The following is a 24,508-nucleotide window of genomic DNA, read 5'->3' on the forward strand; positions in this document are numbered from 1 at the left end:
AAACGGCAAATTCTGGTGAAATATCAACTATCCAATTCCCTTAGCAGCGTGTATAGAAGAATCTGGCTGACTGCAGCTAGGTAGAATGCCACATACCCGGCCTTCCAGCCGAGCACCAGGGCGAGCACGACAAAATAATGTAGTGAGCAAGGTATTCAAAAGCAAGCGTCTTGCCCCTTCCACTTTCCCCGAATAGAAACCTATCTCTTTTTGTAAGCAGGAGTAAGACTCTTGAACATGGGGTAGTGCTTAACATTGAGAGTCTTCAGCTCAAGAGTGTACGTGATAGCAGTCGCGGCAATTAAAGCATCCGGAACTTCAACTGCATGAGACTTGCCGAATTGGCGAACCCAATCCCCAGCGCTCTCAGCAATGATTCGAGTCACATCAAATATAGGAATAACAGAGAGGAATTCTTCAAGTGCTTGCTCTTCGTCTTTCCCTCTCATGCCTGCTCGAATTTCTGCAACTGAAATAACTGATAGGCCGACAACATCGAGATTGGGTTCTATGAAATTACTGGCTGCGTCAAGACCTTTGAGATAGTCGATGATGACATCTGTGTCAAGGAGAAATCCACGCTTCAATTTTTGGTCCTTTGGCTCCAGCCTTTGCGAAGGTCACGCAGGGCAGGAAAGTCTTTTCTATCACGCCAAAGGCCTCGTATTTTTCTGAGGCGAACTAAACGCTGAGAAGGTGCATACTTTTCAATCAATTCATCGACGGCTTCCCGAATAAGCTCACTTTGTTTGACTCCACGAGTGCTGGCTATAGCTTCTAGCTGATCCTTCTCACTCTCGGTTAAGTAGATTTGAGTTCGTATCATTTATTCTACCTGCTTACGTAATTAACTAATGTATACATTAGTAGTATATGTCAATGACTTTTGTCAAGGAAGAAAAGACAGTCAAAGGGGACAAGACAGTAATTTCACTATATCTCTCCAACCTACCCGGCAGAGCGGATCAACACCTATAATGAACACAGACCGCATGAAGTTACAAGGAGCGTCTCCGTATACCAATTATAAGCCTACGGCCGAAAAATCTACATACAAACTGTCAACTTAACGGGGAAGTTTACATATCCATTCGAGCACTAAAACCGTCACAAAAGGATTGGAGATTGACCAGATGCAGACATTCGCTAAGCTTCAGAGAGCGGTTAAATTGAATCGTCCTAGAGTTTTGAGGTAGATTCCCCAGAGACGTTAAATGTGGACTCCTCAAATAGGAAGAGATGCGCTAAATTAAAGAAATTAGTTAGGGCAAGAAGAAGCATCATGCCCAAATACCCTTTCAGAATAACCGCAATTTTGATTGTCCTTTGGCCTTCCATTGGTTGGGGCATGGAAGCTTCTCCCACCCAAGTGCAAATAGATGAGGCAATCGCTAAGGGGAAAGACCTTGCCGAATTATGGAGAACGGATTCTGACGCTTATGATGTTTCTGTGGGGAAATTTATTAAACAATACAAATTTGGCGACCAATCAACATGTAACAATGGCGATGTATTTACAAAGATACGTGACTTAGTCGGTAGCTCTATGGCTGCTGCAAAAAAATATGCGGAGATCGATTCGTATATGTTGAGTGGCAAGGTAAGAGAGATATCTTTCGCTATAAATATACGGACCTGCCACCGAGCTTCAAAAAAAGGGTTTCTTGATAATCAGGTAGTTCGTAAACAAGGCGCGAAGAACATTCAACCACTTGGAATAAGATACAACATGGGTTCTGTGAGTGAAAGAAACAACACGGCACTCTTTTTTCTTTACAGTCAAATTGACCCACAAAAAGAGGCGAGGCTAGTGATTATTGAAGATTCCGGGAAAGAGTTCGAGCATAAAATAGACCTCTCTTTGATGCCCTGAATATTTCCTACTATTTTTTCGAGGATTCGCTCAACACCACCAAACATATCCGACAGGGTCAAGCCACATACAACCCATCCCCAATAATTCCATGAAGGGCTACTCCTGATGCTTATATTCAATTTTAGTTACAAATTAGACTAAGCCCTATGTCCGCTTTGGATCGTTTTGAGTCGGTCGTCATCATTCCGCTTTAGAGATATGACATCTCCTTTTCTTTACTCCTGAGAGCCAATATTCATACTAAGGAAGAAATTTACTGCACCGTCGATTGCATTAGACGATTCGCTTGTGGAGGCGAAAACCCTTGATAGCCATTGTGACGTTCAGTGAGTTCTAAGACTGAAAACGGTTGACCTTCTACTTTTTCTGGCACAGTGAAAATTTGCCGTAAGTCTTCTCCCCGCTCACCAATTACGGCTCCGGCAAAGCCAATGCCTCGCTTTTGAGATGCCTCTATTGCTTGGTCAATATCTTGGACAAGGATAGCGATGTGGTGAAGTGTACGATCTCCAAACGTGCCGACCCACCCTGGAATGATACTGGTTTTCCCACGCTCATCGTCATAGGCTTGATCGACAAACAATGCCGGATACCCTATGGCCCGATACACTTTGGCATACCAATCTTCATAGTGAAGGGTCTCGGAATAGCTATAGCCGACCTTAATAAATTCTTCTGCCCGCTGATCGATGTTCAACGTCCGAACCGTGATATGATCCAAGACCGGAAACAAGCCCACCCCAACGTCATTCAATCCCTCAGCAAAAATTCGCGCGGCCTGATTGCGTGACACATACTCATCGACAAGTTTGAGAACCGTTGTTTCCAACTCAGATGTGGCTGCCATGGTTGAACCTCCTTTTCGTATTTCGTCGTTCGTTGCTAGTTGCTCGCAAAAACTAAAAAACTTTTCTTTAACGAGATACGAGAGACTAGCGACGAGCAACGTCTTTTTGCTCAACGAGATACGTTTTGTCGCTGTTAGTCCAAAGAAAAGGTAATTCCCTGTGCCAAGGGCAAATCGGTTCCCCAATTGATCGTATTTGTCTGTCGACGCATGTAGGCTTTCCAGGCATCTGACCCTGCTTCTCGGCCTCCACCCGTTTCTTTCTCTCCTCCAAACGCTCCACCGATCTCTGCACCAGAGGTCCCAATATTCACATTGGCGATACCGCAATCACTTCCCGTGGCAGCCAAAAACTGTTCGGCATGCTGCATATTCAAGGTGAACAGTGCAGACGACAATCCCTGAGGCACAGCATTTTGTAATGCGATCGCTTCATCGAAGGCACGAAACGTCATGACATACAGAATCGGAGCAAATGTCTCACGCTGCACGATCTCCCATTGATTTTCAGCCCAGGCAAGCGTTGGTTCGACAAAAAACCCTGGCGGCTCGCATACCTGACCGCCATACAGAATTTCTCCGCCAGACTTTTGGATTTCGCCAAGTGCGCTTTGATAGGTACTAACCGCCTGCTGGTCAATGAGCGGTCCCATCAAGACCCCTTCATCCAAAGGATTCCCAATACGGACTTGCTCATACCCATTAATTAATCGTGAGACCACATCTTGGTACCGACTCTCATGCACGATGAGTCGACGCGTAGAGGTACATCGTTGCCCTGCTGTTCCTACAGCCCCAAACACAATGCCTGGAATAGCGATATCCAAATCAGCCGTTTCATCAACAATCACCGCGTTATTTCCGCTTAATTCGAGTAACGTCCGGCCAAGTCGATGCGCAACGATTCCGGCAACATGACGTCCAACCGGAACGGAGCCCGTAAAGGAAATAAGCGGAACACGCGTATCTGCAACCATCTGTTCAGCCAGTTCGTTCTTGTCGGTAATGAACAAGGAAAAGATCCCAGCATAGCCTTGCTCTTCCATCACACGATTGCAGATGTGCTGCACGGCGATTGCGGTAAGCGGCGCTTTCGGTGACGGTTTCCAAATGACCGTGTTTCCGGCAATAGCCGCGATACAGGCATTCCATGCCCAGACAGCCACAGGAAAATTAAAGGCACTGAACACGCCGACCACACCTAACGGATGCCACTGTTCATACATCCGATGATTCGGCCGTTCTGAATGCATGGTTTTGCCATACAACATCCGACTTTGACCTACCGCAAAATCCGCCATATCGATCATCTCTTGGACTTCGCCATCACCCTCAGCTTTAATTTTTCCAACTTCCATCGAAACTAAACTACCCAACGCATCTTTTTTTTCTCGAAGCGCCTGACCGATGAGCCTGACTACCTCTCCCCGTTTGGGAGCCGGCACTTGTCGCCACTGCTGAAACGCACGCAAGGATTCTTGAACAATCCTCTCGTAATCTTCCGACGTGCACAGGCTCACTTTTGCAAGCGGTTCACCCGTTGCAGGATTGATAGACTGTAAAACTCCGGCAGTAGCCGACTGAGTCCATTTTCCTGGACCGGCACATCCGTCGGAGTTCGTGGGCTGAAGACCAAGCTCCGTCAACACATCCATTTCTCACCTCACGCATAATGTTGTCCAAAACGATTGTCGAGAATATTTGATAAACGAAAGGTTTCCTGTGTAACAAATCCATGATACGCGGAAGGATTGTCGAACACGAGATCCACGACACTACAGATACCAGACGCAGTGGTCACTTGAATGGCCGACCATAACTTTCCAGCAATCGTTTGTGGATAGATTTTCTTGACATAGTTTTCTTCGTACAACTCTCCGTTTTGCTTCCCATTCACGGCTGCGTAAATCAAGACAACATCTTGTAGCGTCTTAGGAATCGCATGCTCTAAAATCCGCTTTAACGTTTCGCGATCATCGTTAAGCTTCAAGTCATTCATGAGCAGATGAATTTTCTCACAATGCCCGGGATATCGAAGCGTCTTGTAATTCATGGTCTTGACCCTGCCCGCATAGGTATCGGCTAACGTCCCCAACCCTCCGGATGTATGAAACGCTTCATAGAGTAAACCATCGACTTCAATCGTTTCATATCCTTCCAACGGTTGCAACGAGGCTTTTTCTCCCTGTTCGATTCCGTAACAGAGGTTGCCATACTCATTAATCAGTCCATCGGTGGACCAGGTCAAGGAATACTTCAGACGGTTACTGGGATTAACCGGAAGCGCCCCTACCCGCATTTTCACGGATTCAATCACATCAAAATGCGTCATCAATTCATTCGCGACAATACTGATAAATCCAGGCGCGAGGCCGCATTGCGGGACAAAGGCCTGTGTGGCGCCTTGACTCAGCGCTTTGATCCGTTCGGTCACTTGCACATCTTCTGTCAGATCAAAATAATGCACGCCATGCGAACGCGCCGCTTCTCCAACGATGGGATTACAGAAATACGGAAGACTCGAAATAATCCCCTCGACCTTTGTTGTAGCCAGAAACTGCGTCAACTCATCGTCGGCCATAACATCAAGAACATGTGCATGAAAGTTTGGATGGGTAACTTCTTTCGTTAAGCGATTCGTCGCATCTACATCCACATCGCCCAGATGCACGACATAGTCATCCGTCTCAGTTAATAAAACCGCAATGAGCGAACCAATTTTCCCACCACCCAACACCAGAATGTTTCGCATAGATGTACCCCTTTTTTTTACATTATCCTATGTCTCTTCAATTCTGGCTACTCTCTTTATCCGCTTAGTTTCTCACCCTAGTTTTCGCCACTACCTTAAATAATGAACAGGTTCGATCCCCTTCCCCGCTACGCGGGACAAGTCGAGCGATTTCCCTGTTTTGACGTAGGAGCAGTGAGGCACTCATGAACAACACCGAACAAACAGCAACGTACAACAAATTCCAACGTGACGAAACAGAGAAGCGTATCCATGTACGAATCGGATAAACCTGCACACCATGATTGAATGAATGGCCTCAAGAACTGACGATTTCTCCCCGAAACACACACATAGTACTCACACACCAATGATCACTATTGAGCACCATCACGACGGAGCTACCATGTCTGTACATATTAGAAATACGTTCTTATTGGGACTGACGCTTCTCATCAATCTTTCGGCATGCCAATCCATGGTAACCCATGAATACTCTTCCGAATCGCAACCTACAGACCCGTCATCCTCTCTTTTGCATCCTGACTCATCGATGACCATGGATGCCAATATCGGAGCAGAAACATTGCAAGAAGAACCCATCGTAACGATGGGTTCGACGGAGACACGCTCAGCACTCACTCCGGCCTCGTATTACCATTCACCTGATCCTCCGAAGGAATTACCAGAATATGTTCCCAGTTTATTTTTTGATTACGATAGCTGGACATTGACAAATAAAGGCCGCCACATCCTTGAACTGACCGCCATGCAGTTAAAGAAAAACCCTGAGAGTTCTCTTATTATTGAAGGACATTGTGATAATCGAGGGTCGGAAGGCTACAATTTAGTATTAGGTGACAAGCGAGCCCTTGCCATCAAAGATTATCTCGTAAGCCTAGGAGTCGAGGACGACCGTCTCACTCCTGTGTCTTTCGGTGACACGCACCCCGTGTGCTTTGAAGATCACGAAACCTGCCATGCGATTAACCGACGCGGATACCTTGTTCAATTAACGAAACCTGAATAAACCTGCCCAGGGCTACCTGTAATACAGACAGGATTACAGCAAGATCGCGACGACAATTTCCCTCCAGGCCCATGTAGCTCGCCCGACGATCATATCCACTTGAACACCTATAATCAAAACTACAACGAGGCTAGAAGTCCAACGTAGGCTGCCATTCAGAAGCATTACGTTACACACCAACCGTGTTCAAGCACACCTATAATCAAAATTACAACGAGGCTAGAAGTCCAACGTAGGCTGCCCTTCAGAAGCGTTACGTTACACATCAACCGTGTTCAAGCACACCTATAATCAAAACTACAACGAGCTTAGAAGTCCAACGTAGGCTGCCCTTCAGAAGCGTTACGTTACTCATCAACCGTGTTCAAGCACACCTACAATCAAAACTACAACGAGTCTAGAAGTCCAACGTAGGTTGCCATTCAGAAGCATTACGTTACACACCAACCGTGTTCAAGCACACCTATAATCAAAATTACAACGAGTTTTGGATTGCCTCGGTAATTGATTGGACACTTTAAATTGCGTATTTTATGGCAATTGGAGGTGTCGATGAAACTCAGCAAACACAAGCGTTGGAATGCTAGCCGGAAAGCCGAGGTGGTGCTTGTTCTACTTAAGGGGGCGTCACTGGAAGAAGTGAGTCGGCTGACGGGTCAGCCGGCGTATGTGCTCAAGAAATGGCAGGAGAGCTTCATGCAGGGTGGCGAGGCCACCTTTCATACTGGCGAGTCAGCTAAGGAGAAGGCTCTGGAAGCGGAGAACCGGTCGCTGAAAGCCAAGGTGGGGTCCCTGGTTATGGATAACGACTTGCTGTATGCAAAGATCGATCGTCTGGAGGATGGCGTCCCTTTGCACTTGAGGAAATCGAAGTGTTGAGCGAGACCTGTTCGATTTCCACAAAGCGCCGGTATGGATGGTCTCGTATATGCGATGTGTGGGGCATCCCACGTTCAACCGTATATGACTGGCTGCAACGTCGACGAGTTGCCGGGAACGCGGTCAAGCAGCGTGGCCGACGTCCGCTGGTGAGTAATGAGGATTTGATGGTCGCGATCAGGCAAGTGCTCGCTGGGTCGTCACAGGTGAGCTTCCCTGGCGAAGGGTATCGCAAGGTGTGGGCGCGACTGCGGCATCGCGGCTTGCGAGCAGACAAGGAACGGGTGCGGCGGCTTATGGGGCAACATCAGCTCTTGGCGCCTGTCCGAGGAGGGTCGCCTAACGGCCCCCGAGTGCATGATGGGTCAATTATTCCGATGGCTCCCAATCTGATGTGGGGCACAGATGCCACAGCCACGTGGACACTCAAGCAGGGCCAGGTGACCGTCTTTGCCGTCCTTGAGCACTTTACCGGCGAGTGTCTCGGCCTTCATGCAGCCAAGTACGGTACACGCCATGAAGCCTTAGAGCCCATTCGCCAAGCGGTCAACCATGTGTTTGGGACCTACGAGGCCAAAGTCGCCAAGGGGGTGCTCGTGCGCCATGATCATGGCAGTCAATATATCAGTCACGACTTTCAGGCCGAGCTAGCCTTCCTTGGCCTGGAGGCATCTCCGAGCTTTGTGCGAAGTCCAGAAGGTAATGGGGTGAGCGAACGATTCTTTCGTACGCTCAAGGAACAATTGTTGTGGCTTCAGGATTACGACGATGAAGAGCACTTGAGAGGGGCGCTGTACGAATTCAGAGAACGCTACAATGCGAACTGGATTCTACAACGCCATGCATACCGTACGCCCCAACAAGTGCGACAGGAATGGAACCGGAAGGCCAAGATGGCTTCCTAAATACGTGTCCGATTAATTGCAGGCGCTACAGTTTAGAAGTCCAACGTAGGCTGCCCTTCAGAAGCGTTACGTTACACATCAACCGTGTTCAAGCACACCTATAATCAAAATTACAACGAGTTTAGAAGTCCAACGTAGCCTGCCCTTCAGAAGCGATACGTCACACACCAACCGTGTTCAAGCACACCTATAATCAAAATTACAACGAGGCTAGAAGTCCAACGTAGGCTGCCATTCAGCAGCGTTACGTTACACACCAACCGTGTTCTACTTGAACACCGGAATTCAGAGCATCAGCCGCTACCTGAGCCCAGAGTCGGCGACATTCCAAGAGCTCCTGCGCGCACAGCTATCATGCTCGAGGACACCATCCAGAGATCAGTTGGATGAGTGAGTGACGATGTCGAAGGTCTGAGAGAACCACGAGGCCTTCCGTCTACCATGTCCAAGCATACTGATGTGTATGTGGATTCGCTTTGCCATCACGTCAGACGATACTGATGGCATAAGCGAGACTCTCTTCATCTTCAGAATTTAGAAAAAATTCTGACCACACAATATTTCTTGCAACCATTTCCTCCATAGCTTCGACTTACCCGAGACAAGACCGACATAGCATGCCCAAACAATGTTGAAATGCCGAAAAGCTACACTTCAATAACGTACGCATGACACTTGTGAATCAATCATACGCCGAGACAGGACTCAACAAGGAGGTTCCACATGCACTTCTTCACGATTTCACTCATTAGTCTGATGTCTGTGACCTTAGCATTTCCCTCAATGGCTAAGGCCGTGTCGACGACGTTTTATGACAACGATGCCGACATCAGTAATACAGTCACGGCCTTCCAAGCTGCACTTGGAGACCCGAATAACGGCAATTCCCCAGGTCCTCTTGCAAACGGTCGGCGGCAAATTAATTGGGACGCCGGCATTGTTCCTTTCAACATGCCTGGAGACTTCTTCAATGAGCGAGTCACACGCGGTGCGGTGTTCAAGACATCCGAGAACTCACAATTTCGTGTCAGTAACGATGGATTCGATAATGAATTCGACACCATCAACCCTACGTATCCAGATCAATTTGATACGTTTAGCGCTCCGCGCCTGTTTACACCGATCGACACAAACGTCCTTGATGTACATTTTTTCGTCTCAGCAACTAATATCCCAGCTACCGTCAGTGGATTCGGCGCCATCTTTACCGATGTCGATCTTCCCGACAGCACTAAACTTGATTTTTTTGACACGTCGGGCAATTCACTCTTGTCCCTGTATGCACCAACCAATCCACAAGGACTATCGTTTCTAGGCGCAACCTTTAGCACAGAACAAGTGGCCCGCGTCCAAATCACGGCTGGAAACACGGCTATTGGCCCAAATGATGATCCAATCAATGGCGTCGATATCGTCGTCCTGGATGACTTTCTATACAGTGAGCCACAACCGGTCCCCGAACCCACCACGTTGCTGTTACTCGGAACCGGCATCGTAGGGATTGGCTTGTGGAAAAGAACGCGTCGGGTAGAGCAGACGCCGACCTCTTCCTGAGCATGAACTCGACTACCGGGCACAAAGGCCTCCTCACTACAGATGGGGCTCTTGTGCCATTCGCCACTGGAACCATGTTCGATAATTTCTGGATTGTTGACCTTCTATGAAAAACACGGCACAATTCTCTTCCAGCGACATTCGACGAGCACATCCAATCGTTCTTCGCCCCGATCATGCCTGTCGTTTCCCTATCTGGAGGCCCCGCGTGTCACCCCCCACTGGAACGCCATATACTTCGCCAGCAGACCATGCTGGGGGAACACGGCAGACAGAAGAAACAGACGACAGACACAACCGCTCCCTTCTCAAAGAAATAGCGCAAGGGAGCGAAGCTGCATTCGTACAGTTTTATCAAATATTTGAGTCGCGCATTTCTGCATTCCTTAACATTCGCTTACACGATACAGACGAAGCTGGGGATGTCCTTAATGACGTGATGTGGGACGTCTGGCGAGGAGCCAAAACATTTCAAGGTCGATCTTCGGTCACCACATGGGTCTTCGGCATCGCACATCACAAACTAATCGACTACTTACGTCGATCAGGGAAATACCGTACGGAACAGCTCGAAGACTCGCTCGTAGAGCCATCGACAGATAATTTGGATGAGATTCTCCTTCAGAAACAACTCGGGCATCATATTCAACATTGCATGGGCAAATTGTCACCCGACCATCGTCAAACGGTGCACTTAGCATTTTTTGAAGACTTATCGTATCGAGAGATAGGAGATATTACGGGAAGTCCCGAGGGCACAATCAAAGCACGGATGTTTCACGCGAAGCAGGCATTAAAACGTTGCCTGCAAAGGCGACTTTGACGAGAGAAACGAGAAATCCATGAGCCAAAACCCCAGGGAACAGACAACACATCCTGATGAGCTATTGCCTTGGTTGGTCAATGGAACGCTGGAGGGTGCCGAACGACAGGAGGTGGAACAACACCTCCAATCCTGTCAACAGTGCCAACAAGAAGTCGACCTGCTTCAAAAGATGCGGGAACAGGTGAAGAAAGCATCAAGCCAAAATTCCGGTGAAGTGGGTCTCAATCGACTTCTCCATGAAATTCGAACTCAACAGAATGTGAATGAGACACAAGAAGCACAGCAATCTGGATGGTGGCGCACAGGCCTGGCTATTGCCGCTGTACTGATCATGTTCATTCAAGCTGGACTGTTAATAGATACATGGTATTTATCAAAACCGATGGTCCCACTTGCCGGCCCTCACGCACAAGGACGTGTCTTGCAAGTTTCATTCACGCCAACCGCAACTGAGTCACAAATACGAGAAGTACTGACAGATATTCACGCCACATTCATTGACGGACCAAGTTCCTTGGGCATTTATCATATTCGACTCGATCCTCATACCGGAGACGAACCCTCACTCCAACAAATGATTGAACAACTCCGCCAACACACCACAATCATTCAACACGTCGCACAAGATGAAGGAAGGCAACCATAGGATGCATACCCGAATCTCACGACTATCGATCATCACAGCTCTCAGTTGCTCTCTTCTCTCTGGAGCATCCTGTGGGATAACCGCCTCTGAAGTTCCGATTCACGCGGAACCCACCCCACACACTACAGCTTCACAAGACACTTCTCAGGAATTTGAAGATTTGCGAAAAAATGGCATACACGACCATGCCAATATTGATCTGAATGCACTTGAACCCGGCGAAGTCTGTGTGATCAATGTCAGCGAAAACGAAGCCAAAAAACTCGATGTCTTTGCATTGTCTCGTGGATATATCAAAAAGAAACGCCGAATATTGAATAGCCTAGGATTTGTGATGAGCATCTTGCACGTCCCACCGGGACACACAGTGCAACAAGGTATTGTCGAGCTCCGTCACGCCTTCCCTTCACATATTATCGATGCCAATCACCATTATTTCCTTCAAGGGAAAACTGACCAACTGGACCCACGTCTCTACGGTCATCGATTGGTAAAATGGAATAAGCAGACAGCAAGCTGTACATCACACGACATGTCGATCGGGATGATCGACACGCCCATCGATCGACATCGGCCGTCACTTCGTCATCGAATAATTCACACTGAATCATTTTTATCTGAACAAGCTCGCAAAGCTCCAGATCATCATGGAACAGCAGTGGCAACACTTCTTGTAGGAGAAGCTCAATCTACGAGCCATGCGTTGCTTCCCCAAGCTTCGTTGTTTGTCGCAGAGGCTTTTCGTCGGACAGACAACGGCATTACGGAAGCGACGACATGGAGTATTGTCCGAGCGCTGGACTGGCTTATCGAACAAAATGTTCAGATCATTAACCTCAGCTTGGGTGGCCCACCCAATACATTACTCTCTTATGCGATCAACAATACTCTGGCACACGATATTTCCATTGTTGCGGCTGGCGGCAACGCTGGGCCTCGCGGAGGTTCAGTCTATCCCGCAGCTCAACCAGGGGTGATAGCCGTCACCGCACTAGACTCCAACCTCCATCCCTATCGACACGCAAGTCGAGGGCCATATATTGCGTTTTCCGCACCCGGGGTCGACATATGGATTCCCAAGAATGACAACGACGGCGTCTTTCAGTCCGGAACGTCATTTGCCGCACCGTTCGTCACAACCGCAGCCGCAACCGTCAAACACATGCATCCACAATGGACGCCAGAGCAAATTTCAAACTATCTTGCCACCCATGCATTGGATTTAGGGAAACATGGAAAAGACAACACGTTCGGCTGGGGACTCATTCAGATGCCCCAAACATGTGGCGCAAAGCCCCGACTCCTCCACACCCCTTCATAAAGACTCAACACCGCTCACACGACAGTCTCGCGACCATCCTCACATACCTCTATCATTCTCTTCCATGAATAGGTTCACTCTCTGAGTCACTCACGGCCGAAAATTATTCCCACCGACACACTACGGACCAAAAATATTTACAACCTTTTCAGTTCAGCCTCCGACTTACCCAACAACACGATTCGACTCAACAGTTGTTGAGCAGGCGTCAAGGGAAGACAGACGCATTACCCATTACAACGTACTATCAAGGAGGACGGCATGACACACACAGCACTCACATCATTACTCACAGGAATGGCCCTCTGCACAAGCCTCGGGATGACCGACAACGTCGAGGCTCGGAATTGGTACAAGCACAACAATGTCAAAATTAATAATGTGATAGAAGGATCAGACCTCAACAATACAGCCAACCCAACGGTTCAACCACAAGACCCGGCCCTGTCAGGTGGCGATCGTGATCAGACCTTACGATCTGGAGATATCCTCCGTGGCACCCACAAAGATGACCTGATCATAGGAAGACTCGGTCCGGACATTCTCGTGGGAAATTATGGCAACGATGTCATGATCGGAGGCACGGAAGACTTCAGTCCATTCAATCAAGATCGTGCGTTCGGTGGACATGGACGAGATATATTCATGTGGGCCCCAGGCGATGGATCTGATCAGTTCGAAGGCGGAAAGGGCACTGATGCCGTCATGTTCGGCTTGATTGGAGAAATCGGCGATGATCAAAACATCAAATTTGCCGTTGATCTGCCAGGCACTCCGGATACCGGAGACTCCGATCCAATATTCTTAAGTCCCAAAACCAATCTACCACTCATGAACGCCAGTGGTTCACCAGGATTCTGCGAGATCATTGATGGTTCCAATGCCGAGGGCGGACAAGCCGCATTGGATGCCCTCAATGTCGACCAGCTAGTGAAATTTTTCATTCGTGCAGCAGCTGATGCATTTGAAAGCGGAGCACAAAACACGGATAACGGGTTACGCGTGACCCTCCACTTGAAAGATGTGGAAGTCGTGATATGTACAAACCGTGAGGGTGGCCTCATTCAAGCCTATGACCTCACGCAAGTGCCAGCTCAACCCATTGATGTCGACGAAATCAAAAGCCGTACACTTCGAAACCGCATCAAGGCAATCGTCTTCTAGCAATTGTGGGACGCAGGCTGGGGGCGATCGTTCGCGGTCAGCACACAGCCTGCGTGATCATCCATTCAGAAGTAAAAGGAGATCATGATGCCAACATTCACTGCATGCCTCCTCGTCATATTGGAACTGCTGAGCTTCATCGCATCATGCCATGCCGAGGTTCGTCTGACTCACGACTTACTCACCGTGGATATTCATGATGTATCTATGGCAGACGTCTTGAACGACTTACGTCACCACGGCAACCTTAACATTGTGGCGTTTGAAGAAACGAAAATTGGCAACGTCAGAATTTCGAAAACGTTTTGGAATCTCCCGGTAGAGGAAGGCTTAGATCGACTTCTCAGCGGATGGAACTACGGAATCAATCGTGATGTGACAACAGGGAGAATTTCAGCACTGTACCTTGTTTCTCGACGAACAGCGGCATCACTAAGGCCTGAGGGGCCATCCTCTTCCTCAACCATTTCTTTGCCCTACCCAGTCGATGAACTGCGAACCCAGCTGAGCTCGTTAAATGAGGAACACGTCGATTCTGAAAATGACGAAGTATATGACGATCTTTTGCCAGAACCCAACTTCCCAAACGGCGAAGAACTACTAAACTGACTTACGAAAATATTTTAAAAATGTATATCGAAAAATAAAGACTGACATCTTTTAGCTATGAGGATCATGAAAATCATGAAGATGAACAAGTTGTCCGCTGATCAACGGAACATGGTCAACCTGGTGCTCTTTGAAAATTTCTCATACCGTAAAGAGGGACAAGATGGTTAGCAGCTCAGGAAAAACGGTTAAGGCTCGAAGGCTTCAGGCAAAGCAAGCCCTCAAACACGACTTGTCTACACTGATCGAATATTTTTTGAACCCCCATACACTCTTTATCTTCGACAATCCGAGCGGACATCTTTTTCTACCTCATGGTGCTCGCGTAACAAGTTCCTTTTGAATTGTCATGTGTCATGAGATGAAGAGTGATTTCAAGAGATCAATATGTGAAATTTATACGATGAAAGTGCAGGTGTCAGCCTTCACTTTTTTCGAGTAATCTTTTCCCTTATTTCAAACCTTGATCACAAAAATGTTTGATTTCTTGAAAGAAACTTTCAAAATAATTTTCATGGAATACATTTTGCACAAAAATAGAAAAGAAACCAGGCCTACATTTTTTCCATATTCACTATAAATATCCACTGCCTCTTTTCCATATTTATTATAAATATCCACTGCCTCATTGAGTTTTGAGTTCTGCTTTTGAATTTTTGACCTTTTGAGCGTATTTATTCACTTTTAAAGGAGCTTCATTATGAATACCCCCTCTATCTGGAGCCATCTACGGAATGGATATCGCCTTGGATTTAGGCGATCCTTCGACCAAACAGAAATTAGTTTCCGCCCACGATCACGTTGGCTGGAAGACGCTTCAAGCGAGACATTACGCGTACACGTCAATTGCGTGGCTTCAAGCAAGCAACCAGTTATTTTGTGGAATGAGAAAGACCACAACATGACCGATATCGCAAAGCTCATTCACCAAAAAAGCCCATTTGCCGAACAGCAATTTGTTCATGTCGCTTGCCGAACGAACCCTTTTGAAACATGGGTGAGAGCACTCTCACAATTCATCTCACCTTGCCAACCAAACTTACAGAAACGATACAACGCACAATCCAGCTCTTTACTGGGAGGAACGTTATTTTTAGACGAGCTTGAATGCTTGCCAATGGATCTACAACACGTACTCTATTCCATGTTGGATCGTGACGGTATCGTCCGGTTCACAAATCACCAGGTAGAAGACATTGAGATTAGGGTCGTTGCTTCATCCAGTACAAACATCTGGAGGCAATGCCAAGAAGGCCTATTCCAAGCCAACCTCTTGAGCCAACTCAATCGATTGGCAATCCACGATGTTTTTCACGCCTCATCCTCTCCACAACTTGTCGAGCAAAGAGAACGCATAGCCCAGAACAACAGCGCTCTCAACTTAGGCACGTAGGCCTCGCTGAAGCAGCGTGAACGCACACAGTCTCTCACAGTAAGACTCGAATGAGAAAAAATATTAAAAATATGAGTAAAATGTCACTCATCAAGGAAATCTCTAAATCGTTCCACGAAGTCTATCGGTTCATATTTTTATCCAACCGTATTTATTCTAACCTTTATCCTGGCATTTTCCGTAAATTCATTCGCTTCCCACTTGCCTGTAATCGATAAAAAATTGCCTGCATGAGCTTTCAGCTCATGCAGGCACGGCATGAAATTCCTCTCCTATGTCGCCATTACTCATATCCCCCTGATCCCTTTTTATCTCATCAATTTTTCATTAACATCCTCCTGCCTTTTCAAAGAGCCTTTTCTGCCATCGACTGTCCTTTAAATTCTTCGACCCTACAGAAAACAAAGACCTCACAAGCCACAAGATAGCACTTGCTATCCACACCGACTCTATTGCGAAACCTTGTTGATGCCGGCATTGACAACGACACGCACATATTTCTGTAGCAAGTTTTATGAACCAAGACCATTTGCCAACAGACTCCAACTCACACAGGAAAATCATAGACCGCATCCGGCGAAAGTTGTTTAAAACAGCTATAGACATGAAAAAGCCTGCGTGAACGAAAGTTCACGCAGGCTTTTTCATGTGATACGAAGCAACGCGTTAGGCCCTAGCGAAACGCCTCTGCATAATGAGCCACCATGGCACGTTACATGCCATCAATTTTCTCTTTAACCATTTCCTTTCCTTTAGCCTTGATATCGCCCATCATCCCATCGTTTTGTTCTTTAGACTTTTCCTCTTCAGTCTTCTCGACCACATCTTTCGTTTTCTCGCTTGCTTCAGTTTTGGCCTCTTCCGCCTTATCAGTCATCTGCTTCAGATCGAGATCTAAAGCAGAAGAAAGCGAACTTGTCCCAAACAGAAACATTCCAGTTAATAGTGCGGCTAATAGGTGTTTCATTGAACATCTCCTTGATAGTGAAACGAAACCCAGGAAGACCAGTATGACACAGGCCTTTCATGACGACATTCTGTCTAGCAACTCAAGACTCAATCATGAGCGTCACTTTTCCATAGTACCACTTTTGATATCGTCAATCTTTTCCTTAATGTCATCTTTGCTCTTCGATTGAATTTTCTCCGCCAAACTCTGCTCCGTCTCTTCCCCCTTGGCTTCATTAACTTTATCTTCACCCTCTTTGGTCATTTCATTCAACGTCGCTTCGGCATCTTTAACTTTGTCATCACCCATACCCAAATCAAGGGCATATGAAACAGCACTTACCCCCATCACACAGAGACCAATAACTAATGCGGCGAATAGTTGCTTCATCGACGGACCTCCTTAGAAAAGAAAAAGTATTGAGTTGTAGGGGGATGGATTCAGTCTCGCATCCCACTTCTGTAAAGTCAACGACGTCACAACTCGGACACAACCTCCTCGTGCCTTATTGATACGAAGAACCGTTGACACAAAAATCTTATGACAGAAATCGTTTGATCCATTACAATCAGAGGAATACGCTCACCCTCAACCGTTGATATCACACTAATCACCATTTGAACTTGGAGTCTGGCATGCCATACCAACCCATTGAAAACTACGGACTCATCGGGAACATGCGCACCACGGCTTTGGTAGGCATGAACGGCTCGATTGACTGGTTATGTTTTCCTCACTTTGATTCTCCCAGCATTTTCGCCTCCATTCTTGACGATCAAAATGGCGGACGATTTTCAATTGCCCCGTCGTCTTACCGAGTCACCAATAAGCAATACTATTGGCCAGATACGAATGTTCTTGTGACTCGATTTCTTTCCCCAGAAGGAGTCGGACGGGTCATTGATTTTATGCCTGTCGGTTTTCGAACAAATGACACACATTGCAATGGTCTCATTCGTCGCGTTCAGGCTATTCGAGGAACCATGGCATTTCGTATTGTGTGCCGACCAGCGTTTAATTATGCCCGCGATGCACACAAAACAATCGTGACGCAGCATGGAGCTATATTCGAGTCCTCAACGCTCACGATTCGTTTAGGAACCAGAGTTCCACTCAAGCAAGAAGGCGACAGTATCATTGCAGAATTTACGCTCAAAGAAGGAGAAGAAGTCGACTTCTCTCTTCAGGCGGTTCAACCAGAGAGTCAGGAAGATCTGGCATTTTCTGAATATCAAGCCGAGGAACTCTTCAAACAAACAGTTGATTATTGGCGCCGGTGGTTATCGAAATGCACCTACACGGGTCGATGGCGTGAAACGGTCTATCGATCCGCTCTGGTGTTAAAACTCTTAACCTTTGAACCAACGGGCGCTATCGTGGCTGCTCCGACATGCAGTCTACCAGAAGGGATTGGAGGAGAAAGAAATTGGGATTATCGATACACCTGGATTCGTGACGCCGCCTTTACGATCTATGGCCTCTTGCGCATCGGATTTACCGAGGAAGCCGCACAATTCATGAAATGGTTAGAAGCACGATGTCATGAGTTAAGTCCAGAAGGATCATTACAAATCATGTACGGGATCGATGGGCGTCACACATTGACAGAAGAATCACTCGACCACCTTGATGGCTATAAAGGTTCAAAACCCGTCCGCGTCGGAAATGGCGCATACGATCAATTGCAACTCGATATTTACGGCGAACTCATGGACTCTGTCTATCTCTACAATAAATACGGAACACCAATTTCTTACGATCTCTGGAAACATCTTCGTCGTTTAATTAACTGGGTCTGTGACAATTGGCAGCGTACGGACGAAGGCGTCTGGGAAGTTCGAGGCGGACAACAACATTTCGTCTACTCCAAACTGATGTGTTGGGTCGCACTTGACCGTGGCATTCGCCTTGCCGACAAACGGTCGTTTCCAGCCGATCGTGATCGTTGGCTAAAAACACGAGATATGATTTATGAGGAAATCATGACAAAAGGGTGGGATGCAAAAGAACAAACATTCGTCCAGCGATACGGAAGCCCGTCACTCGACGCGGCCAATCTCATGATGCCACTCGTCTTCTTTGTTTCTCCGACAGATCCTCGCATGCTCAAAACACTCGATGCCACCAACCGATCGCCAGAAGATGGCGGCTTGACATCCAATGGATTGGTTTATCGGTACAATATTGCGGATACCCAGGATGGACTCAGCGGAGAAGAAGGCACATTTAACATCTGCACCTTCTGGTTAGTCGAAGCCATGACCCGGGCTGGAAAGGTTGATCGAGTCCGTTTAGACGATGCACGACTATTGTTTGAACAAATGTTGGGATACGCCAATCATGTCGGTTTGTATGCGGAGGAAACGGGACATCACGGTGAAGCGCTTGGAAACTTCCCACAAGCCTTTACTCATCTTGCACTCATAAGCGCTGCATTCAACTTGGACCGTGAACTTGGGTAGTGACTCACACAATCTCAATAGACAGAAACATACCGTACTCTAGCGAAACCAAAGAACTTCCAGCCGAATTTACATCATCTATACAGCGCAAAAACACACCAGGCCTGAAGGGGATTCTCCCCCTCCAGGCCTGGTGTTGTCTCTCTGGTGTGTCGTCTGAACGACTTACAGCCAGTTGATCCGTTCCGCCGGGCGGACATAGATGGGCTCTTCCACCTGCTGCCGCACCGCCTCTTTGCCCGACTTGTTAAAGCCCAACACGGTATCGTTATACATCTCAAACTTCTTCCCGTGGATCTGGGTCTCAAACACTTTCGGACCAGGGATCACATCATACCGGAACAGAATCTGCTGGCTCGCCCGCCACAACTGCAGCACCGCCAACAACTCCCGACTCGGCACCAGATACTTCTCAATCGCGTTATCCACGCCCGGCCCAAACATCTGCCGCGTATACCCCCGCGGCGCTTGCCGGGGCGGAATGTAGTACCCATTCGGCTCCGTCCCCCATTGCGGGTACAACGGCAACGCCACCTGCTCCACCCGGATCGTGTAGTACAACGGGTTCCAGCGGTCTTCCGCCCATAACCCATCTTCCCCCACCTTCACCAGGCTCTGCAAGCGAATCTTCCCCACACACGCCGACATACACCGCGTTTCCATCGGCTCGCCCCCCGTTAACGGGTCCTTGCCTTCCACTCGGGGATAACAGGCAATACACTTCTCCGTCACCCGCGTCGTCCCCCGATACATCGGCTTCTTAAACGGGCACTGCTCCACACACTTCTTGTATCCCCGGCATCGGTTCTGGTCGATCAACACAATCCCATCTTCCGGCCGCTTGTAGATCGCCTTCCGCGGGCACGCCGCCAAACACCCTGGATACGTACAGTGGTTACAGATCCGTTGCAGATAGAAGAAGTACGTCTCATGCTCCGGCAAACTACTCCCACTCATCTTCCACGGCTCTTCTTTCGTGAACCCCGTCTTATCGACGCCTTCGACCAGCGCCCGCATCGACGTCGCCGTATCTTCATAGATATTCACAAACCGCCACTCTTGGTCCGTGGGGATATACCCGATCGCCGCTTGCCCGATCTTCGCCCCCGCGTCAAAAATCGTCATCCCTTCGAACACCCCGTACGGCGCATGGTGCTTCCGCCCCACCCGCACGTTCCAGACCTGCCCCCCGGGATTGACTTGCTCAATCAACTGCGTGATCTTCACGTCATAGAACTGCGGATACCCCCCATAGGGCTTCGTCTCCACGTTGTTCCACCACATGTACTCTTGCCCCTTCGAGAACAACCACGTCGACTTATCCGCCATCGAACACGTCTGACAGGCTAAGCACCGGTTGATATTGAACACAAATGCAAACTGCCATTTCGGATGCCGCTCTTCATACGGATACAGCATCTTCCGACCAAGTTGCCAATTATACACCTCTGGCATAGGTTCCTCCGTTTACTATTGAATAAATGGCTAAAGTTTAAATGTGGAAATATCTTCTGCAAATAATATCCTAGCTAAGAGGGAAGCCGAAGAGGTGCATGCAATGCTTCTTTTCAGACGGCAAAATCGAAAAGATCTCCGACTCCCCAGAAAGCCTTTTTACACTTTGATCTTAATATGGTCACCCTTGAGCCATTTAATCATGAACTCATTTTCCTGACCCGGCGTAAACCCGGTCCGAACCGGCTCCCATGGCCCCCGTCCGCCGATGCCGCCGTCTTCTGCTTTCGTAATCCGCATCAGACATTCTTTCGGCGTCGTATTGACCGCATGGTGATCAATCTCAAAGCCCCATTTGAACTTCCACTTGTTGGCACTCTTGCCGGGCAACGAGTCCGTTTGATGCATCGGCATCAACCAACTCCGCGTAAACGACTGCTGCGCCCCATACCGGAAGTTCGATTGATACCCCGTATCCACGGCAATCGCCCGCCCATCCGGCCGCGTCTCATGCCCCTTCACCGACTTGGCCGTCGACACAAACGGCGCATGCTTGGCCATCGTCACGTGATACGGGAACGCCGGGTTATACTTCGCCCGAATCATCAACCGCGCCACCTTGTAGTACGGGTCACTGGGCTTCCAGCCCCGATACGGCCGATCCACCGGGTTCCCATCGACGTAGACATAGTCCCCGTCATTGATCCCCCGATCTTTCGCCGCCGCCGGGTTAATGTGCAACTGATGCTCCCCGACCCCCGGCGTCCGTTTATCCATCCGGTACGCATCGCCGAAGTTCGACTCATACATCTGCACCCAGTCGTTCACCGACCACTGACTGTGCACCCGGTGCCGCGTCTTGGGCGTCACACAATAGAACTGATACCCTTTCTCCCATAACGGATTCGAGTACCGTTTGATTTCCTGCCACGGCAGCTTGATATTCCGCACCGTCTTATCGTCGTGATGCTGCGCGGTGATCGGAATCCCGTAGTCATCTGGCCGAATGTACGGATTCGACGACATAATGGCATTCGGCAGATACGGCGTCGCTTCCGTCCCTTCCCGATGCACAATGAAGTTTTCCCCGTACTCAATGGCTTCCGGCTCCACCCGATAGGTCTCCAGTCGCCCACTGCGCGTCCAATGCGGTTTCGACTCGTTTTCTTCTTCCCAGAAGGGAACGCGCGGATAGGTCCGACACATCACCATCCAGCCCTTCTCGCTCTTGAGCATCGTATCGATGTTATACCCGTACGACGTCGTCCCGGCATCCATGAGCCGTTGCGCATACACATCCACCCGGTTCTCATAGACGAACTTGAAGTAATCCCGGAACCGTCCATCGCCCGTCATCTGCGTGAGCTTCGCGGCCACCCCGGCCACGGTATCCAAGTCATTCCGCGTGTCATAGAGCGGCCGAATGCCCCCCTTCCACACTTGATACCAAGGATTCGACACCGTCGCCGTCATTTCCGGATAGGTAAACTCCATCCAGGTATTGACCGCAAACGAGACGTCCGCATGATTGACGTCCGAAGTCATCTCCACTTCTTGATGCACAAGAGTCTCAATGTGGGAGTCCACATTCTTGACCATGTCATAGTGATGCTTGGAGTTGTTCAAAATATTTACATTTGTCACCCAACGCATTTTACTCGGCGTCGGCATATGCGTCTTCCCGGTAAACACCCGACGGCCATACTTCGGCGTATTCACAATCAACGCCGAATCCCCGTGGTTCCAATATCCAGGCTCTTCGCCATAGTAGTAGGAGCGCGTGATGATTTCCTTCCCATGCGCATTGGCATCCGTCGTGATATTGAACGGATCTTCTCCGGTATGCACCGACAACCCAGCACCGGACCATGGCGTGGCCGCCCACACCCCGGCCTTATAGTTCCCCGACCAGGTATGACAGCCCGACCCAAACTTCCCGATATTCCCGGTTAAGATAAGATTCAACGCCGCTGCTCGGCCGGTTTGCGTCATATGGAAGTAGTGACACACCCCTTCCCCGTTATGAATCGCCGCCGGTTTAATCGTCCCCGTATCCCGGCCCCACCGCACGATGAGGTCTTTCGGCGACCGACAGATCTGATGCACCGTATCCAAGTCGTAATCCTGTAAATGCGCTTGATACATCTGGAAGATCGGCATCACATCCACTTCCCGGCCATTCAAGAGCTTCACCCGGTACGTCCCCATCAAGGCCGGGTCAATCCCACTTTTCTTAAAGTGCCAGCCCACCAATTCCCGATGAATCGGCACCGCTTGCTCCTTGTTCAAATCCCACACCATCAGCCCGCCTAAGCGCGCCACATACTGCGGACTCAATGTTTGCACCTTGCCGGAATAGGAGTTCGAGAAATCCGGGAGTTTGTAATCCTTGATCACTTCTCGCGGATCTAAATACTGCAAAGTATCCGTCCGCACCAACAGCGGCATATCCGTGCTAGCCTTACAGAAATCATGATCGTACATGTTTTCATCCAGCAGGATCTTGGCCGCCCCTAAGAAGAACGACGCATCCGATTCCGGCCGAATGGGAATCCAGTAGTCCGCCCGATACGCCGTCGGGTTATATTCCGGCGTGATTACCACCACCCGGGCCCCCCGCTCTATGCTCTCGAGCTTCCAGTGGGCTTCCGGCATCTTGTTTTCCACAAAGTTCTTGCCCCAACTGGTGTTCATCTTCGAAAACCGCATGTCGTTCAAGTCACAATCGGAGTTCTGCGTCCCGTTCCACCAGGGTTGCGAGGGATCTTGGTCCCCGTGCCAGGTATAGTTGTTCCAATACCGGCCACCTTGCGCTTGATGCGGCTTGACCTTCCGGATATAGGTATCGAGTAAGGCCCCACAGCCTCCGTTCATCCGGGTCACGCCCATTTTTCCAATGATTCCCAATACCGGCATTCCGGCTCGGAACTTCATACACCGTACGCCTGACCCCTTCATCATCTCGATCTGCTCGGGGGCATAGCCCTGCTCACGCAAGCGGCGGGCTCCGGACTCCCCACTATACCGATTAGCGATAATGATCATGGCTTTGGCCAAGTAGGTAAACGCTGTATCCCAGGACACCCGCAGCATGTCATCGAGATAGCGCGCATTGAACTTATACTTCGTACGCACATCCGGCGTGAATTCCGGACTGCCGTCATCCATCCATTGCTTCCAGCCGCGGCGCATCAAGGGGCCTTTCAACCGATAGGGTCCATACACCCGGCGATGCATCGTATAGCCCTTCAAGCACATGCGCGGATTATGCGCAAACGTCCCCCGATTGCCGTAGAGATCTTCATACGTTTGATGGTCGTAGTTCTGCTCCACTCGCATCACGATCCCGTTGCGCACAAAGGCCCGAATCCGACACGCATGCGTATCGTTCGGCGAACAACACCACGTAAACGAGGAATCATAGCGATACTGATCGTGATACACCCGCTCCCACGACCGGTCGGGATACTCGCCCAGAGGGTTCCCTACTTCGATAACTGGCTGCAAGGCCGTTAAGGCTAACGCCTTATCCGCCAATGCCACCGCCGCCACGGTACCAGCGGACACTTTTAAAAACTGCCGCCGTGACAAAAATTTCATGCGCTTCTCCTTTCACAAATAACATGATTAAGTGAGAATGAAATGTGTTACACAGAATGCAGGCTACACGCCCTCCTTTCTTTTTTTAAGCGGGACCTAAAGCCGGTTCAAATCATTTCCAAGCTTTGAAGCGTATGCCTTCGCTATGGCAGTCTGCGACATTCACCTGGAAATCAATTGAATTCGCTAGAGACAAACACAACATATAAATAACGCGATGCTCGTATGAGTTCACAAACTACGACCACTGAAGAACTAGCA

General features: G+C 48.8%; 21 protein-coding genes. 12 read left to right on the top strand and 9 right to left on the bottom strand.

Annotated elements, in window-relative coordinates:
- Positions 1-200 precede the first annotated feature (200 nt).
- Entirely contained in the window at positions 201-587 is a 387-nt protein-coding gene (locus ACWHX8_RS12560) for a PIN domain-containing protein (RefSeq protein ID WP_447968470.1), read from the bottom strand.
- Positions 584-826 carry a ribbon-helix-helix domain-containing protein gene (locus ACWHX8_RS12565; protein ID WP_447968471.1) on the bottom strand — a complete coding sequence of 81 codons (243 nt, stop codon included), beginning with the start codon at positions 824-826 and terminating at the stop codon, positions 584-586. Before ACWHX8_RS12565 ends, ACWHX8_RS12560 begins: the two co-directional genes overlap by 4 nt.
- Positions 827-1,282: 456 nt before the next feature.
- Between ACWHX8_RS12565 and ACWHX8_RS12570 the strand changes: the two genes are divergently transcribed.
- Complete coding sequence (locus ACWHX8_RS12570; RefSeq protein ID WP_447968472.1) at positions 1,283-1,873, top strand: hypothetical protein; 591 nt, start codon at positions 1,283-1,285, stop codon at positions 1,871-1,873.
- A gap of 256 nt (positions 1,874-2,129) precedes the next feature.
- Here ACWHX8_RS12570 and ACWHX8_RS12575 read toward each other — a convergent pair whose 3' ends face one another.
- The 3 genes from ACWHX8_RS12575 to ACWHX8_RS12585 form a co-directional block, all read right to left on the bottom strand.
- The gene (locus ACWHX8_RS12575; protein ID WP_447968473.1) at positions 2,130-2,723 is read right to left on the bottom strand and encodes a VOC family protein; all 594 of its coding nucleotides are present in this window, start codon (positions 2,721-2,723) and stop codon (positions 2,130-2,132) included.
- Between the two features lie 134 nt (positions 2,724-2,857).
- Complete coding sequence (amaB, locus tag ACWHX8_RS12580; RefSeq protein ID WP_447968474.1) at positions 2,858-4,378, bottom strand: L-piperidine-6-carboxylate dehydrogenase; 1,521 nt, start codon at positions 4,376-4,378, stop codon at positions 2,858-2,860.
- Between the two features lie 8 nt (positions 4,379-4,386).
- The gene (locus tag ACWHX8_RS12585) at positions 4,387-5,475 is read right to left on the bottom strand and encodes a saccharopine dehydrogenase family protein (RefSeq protein ID WP_447968475.1); all 1,089 of its coding nucleotides are present in this window, start codon (positions 5,473-5,475) and stop codon (positions 4,387-4,389) included.
- 385 nt (positions 5,476-5,860) lie between these two features.
- On the opposite strand from ACWHX8_RS12585, the gene ACWHX8_RS12590 reads away from it, so the two are divergent.
- The 10 genes from ACWHX8_RS12590 (at position 5,861) to ACWHX8_RS12635 (ending at position 15,781) form a co-directional block, all read left to right on the top strand.
- Complete coding sequence (locus tag ACWHX8_RS12590) at positions 5,861-6,484, top strand: OmpA family protein (RefSeq protein ID WP_447968476.1); 624 nt, start codon at positions 5,861-5,863, stop codon at positions 6,482-6,484.
- 552 nt (positions 6,485-7,036) lie between these two features.
- Positions 7,037-7,363, top strand: coding sequence for a transposase (locus tag ACWHX8_RS12595; protein WP_447968141.1), 327 nt, complete (start codon positions 7,037-7,039; stop codon positions 7,361-7,363).
- Positions 7,357-8,268, top strand: a complete 912-nt coding sequence (locus ACWHX8_RS12600) for a transposase (RefSeq protein ID WP_447968140.1) — start codon at positions 7,357-7,359, stop codon at positions 8,266-8,268. Before ACWHX8_RS12595 ends, ACWHX8_RS12600 begins: the two co-directional genes overlap by 7 nt.
- A 723-nt stretch (positions 8,269-8,991) precedes the next feature.
- Positions 8,992-9,822 carry a PEP-CTERM sorting domain-containing protein gene (locus ACWHX8_RS12605; protein WP_447968477.1) on the top strand — a complete coding sequence of 277 codons (831 nt, stop codon included), beginning with the start codon at positions 8,992-8,994 and terminating at the stop codon, positions 9,820-9,822.
- Between the two features lie 106 nt (positions 9,823-9,928).
- Complete coding sequence (locus tag ACWHX8_RS12610) at positions 9,929-10,645, top strand: RNA polymerase sigma factor (RefSeq protein ID WP_447968478.1); 717 nt, start codon at positions 9,929-9,931, stop codon at positions 10,643-10,645.
- 19 nt (positions 10,646-10,664) lie between these two features.
- The gene (locus ACWHX8_RS12615) at positions 10,665-11,294 is read left to right on the top strand and encodes an anti-sigma factor family protein (protein WP_447968479.1); all 630 of its coding nucleotides are present in this window, start codon (positions 10,665-10,667) and stop codon (positions 11,292-11,294) included.
- Between the two features lies 1 nt (position 11,295).
- On the top strand, positions 11,296-12,615 hold the full coding sequence (locus tag ACWHX8_RS12620) for a S8 family serine peptidase (protein WP_447968480.1): 1,320 nt from the start codon (positions 11,296-11,298) through the stop codon (positions 12,613-12,615).
- Positions 12,616-12,876: 261 nt separating this feature from the next.
- Positions 12,877-13,779, top strand: coding sequence for a hypothetical protein (locus ACWHX8_RS12625; protein ID WP_447968481.1), 903 nt, complete (start codon positions 12,877-12,879; stop codon positions 13,777-13,779).
- 84 nt (positions 13,780-13,863) lie between these two features.
- Positions 13,864-14,388, top strand: coding sequence for a hypothetical protein (locus ACWHX8_RS12630; RefSeq protein WP_447968482.1), 525 nt, complete (start codon positions 13,864-13,866; stop codon positions 14,386-14,388).
- Between the two features lie 700 nt (positions 14,389-15,088).
- Complete coding sequence (locus ACWHX8_RS12635) at positions 15,089-15,781, top strand: sigma 54-interacting transcriptional regulator (protein WP_447968483.1); 693 nt, start codon at positions 15,089-15,091, stop codon at positions 15,779-15,781.
- A gap of 712 nt (positions 15,782-16,493) precedes the next feature.
- Here the strand turns inward: ACWHX8_RS12635 and ACWHX8_RS12640 are convergent.
- The gene (locus ACWHX8_RS12640) at positions 16,494-16,748 is read right to left on the bottom strand and encodes a hypothetical protein (protein ID WP_447968484.1); all 255 of its coding nucleotides are present in this window, start codon (positions 16,746-16,748) and stop codon (positions 16,494-16,496) included.
- Between the two features lie 102 nt (positions 16,749-16,850).
- A complete protein-coding gene (locus ACWHX8_RS12645; protein ID WP_447968485.1) occupies positions 16,851-17,120 on the bottom strand; it encodes a hypothetical protein in 270 nt (89 codons plus the stop codon).
- Between the two features lie 245 nt (positions 17,121-17,365).
- Between ACWHX8_RS12645 and ACWHX8_RS12650 the strand changes: the two genes are divergently transcribed.
- Positions 17,366-19,192 (top strand): glycoside hydrolase family 15 protein, encoded by a 1,827-nt coding sequence (locus ACWHX8_RS12650; RefSeq protein ID WP_447968486.1) that lies wholly within the window; start codon positions 17,366-17,368, stop codon positions 19,190-19,192.
- 165 nt (positions 19,193-19,357) lie between these two features.
- On the opposite strand, the gene ACWHX8_RS12655 is transcribed toward ACWHX8_RS12650, so the two are convergent.
- Complete coding sequence (locus ACWHX8_RS12655) at positions 19,358-20,647, bottom strand: 4Fe-4S dicluster domain-containing protein (RefSeq protein WP_447968487.1); 1,290 nt, start codon at positions 20,645-20,647, stop codon at positions 19,358-19,360.
- 159 nt (positions 20,648-20,806) lie between these two features.
- Positions 20,807-24,247, bottom strand: a complete 3,441-nt coding sequence (locus ACWHX8_RS12660) for a molybdopterin-dependent oxidoreductase (protein WP_447968488.1) — start codon at positions 24,245-24,247, stop codon at positions 20,807-20,809.
- Positions 24,248-24,508 lie beyond the last annotated feature (261 nt).

Source organism: Nitrospira sp. M1 (assembly GCF_965152605.1).

Bases quoted from the DNA above. Each gene is read 5' to 3' on its own strand.
- ACWHX8_RS12565 (WP_447968471.1), bottom strand. From the start codon at position 826: ATGATACGAACTCAAATCTACTTAACCGAGAGTGAGAAGGATCAGCTA.
- ACWHX8_RS12570 (WP_447968472.1), top strand. From the start codon at position 1,283: ATGCCCAAATACCCTTTCAGAATAACCGCAATTTTGATTGTCCTTTGG.
- ACWHX8_RS12575 (WP_447968473.1), bottom strand. From the start codon at position 2,723: ATGGCAGCCACATCTGAGTTGGAAACAACGGTTCTCAAACTTGTCGAT.
- amaB (WP_447968474.1), bottom strand. From the start codon at position 4,378: ATGGATGTGTTGACGGAGCTTGGTCTTCAGCCCACGAACTCCGACGGA.
- ACWHX8_RS12585 (WP_447968475.1), bottom strand. From the start codon at position 5,475: ATGCGAAACATTCTGGTGTTGGGTGGTGGGAAAATTGGTTCGCTCATT.
- ACWHX8_RS12590 (WP_447968476.1), top strand. From the start codon at position 5,861: ATGTCTGTACATATTAGAAATACGTTCTTATTGGGACTGACGCTTCTC.
- ACWHX8_RS12595 (WP_447968141.1), top strand. From the start codon at position 7,037: ATGAAACTCAGCAAACACAAGCGTTGGAATGCTAGCCGGAAAGCCGAG.
- ACWHX8_RS12605 (WP_447968477.1), top strand. From the start codon at position 8,992: ATGCACTTCTTCACGATTTCACTCATTAGTCTGATGTCTGTGACCTTA.
- ACWHX8_RS12610 (WP_447968478.1), top strand. From the start codon at position 9,929: ATGAAAAACACGGCACAATTCTCTTCCAGCGACATTCGACGAGCACAT.
- ACWHX8_RS12615 (WP_447968479.1), top strand. From the start codon at position 10,665: ATGAGCCAAAACCCCAGGGAACAGACAACACATCCTGATGAGCTATTG.
- ACWHX8_RS12620 (WP_447968480.1), top strand. From the start codon at position 11,296: ATGCATACCCGAATCTCACGACTATCGATCATCACAGCTCTCAGTTGC.
- ACWHX8_RS12625 (WP_447968481.1), top strand. From the start codon at position 12,877: ATGACACACACAGCACTCACATCATTACTCACAGGAATGGCCCTCTGC.
- ACWHX8_RS12630 (WP_447968482.1), top strand. From the start codon at position 13,864: ATGATGCCAACATTCACTGCATGCCTCCTCGTCATATTGGAACTGCTG.
- ACWHX8_RS12635 (WP_447968483.1), top strand. From the start codon at position 15,089: ATGAATACCCCCTCTATCTGGAGCCATCTACGGAATGGATATCGCCTT.
- ACWHX8_RS12640 (WP_447968484.1), bottom strand. From the start codon at position 16,748: ATGAAACACCTATTAGCCGCACTATTAACTGGAATGTTTCTGTTTGGG.
- ACWHX8_RS12645 (WP_447968485.1), bottom strand. From the start codon at position 17,120: ATGAAGCAACTATTCGCCGCATTAGTTATTGGTCTCTGTGTGATGGGG.
- ACWHX8_RS12650 (WP_447968486.1), top strand. From the start codon at position 17,366: ATGCCATACCAACCCATTGAAAACTACGGACTCATCGGGAACATGCGC.
- ACWHX8_RS12655 (WP_447968487.1), bottom strand. From the start codon at position 20,647: ATGCCAGAGGTGTATAATTGGCAACTTGGTCGGAAGATGCTGTATCCG.
- ACWHX8_RS12660 (WP_447968488.1), bottom strand. From the start codon at position 24,247: ATGAAATTTTTGTCACGGCGGCAGTTTTTAAAAGTGTCCGCTGGTACC.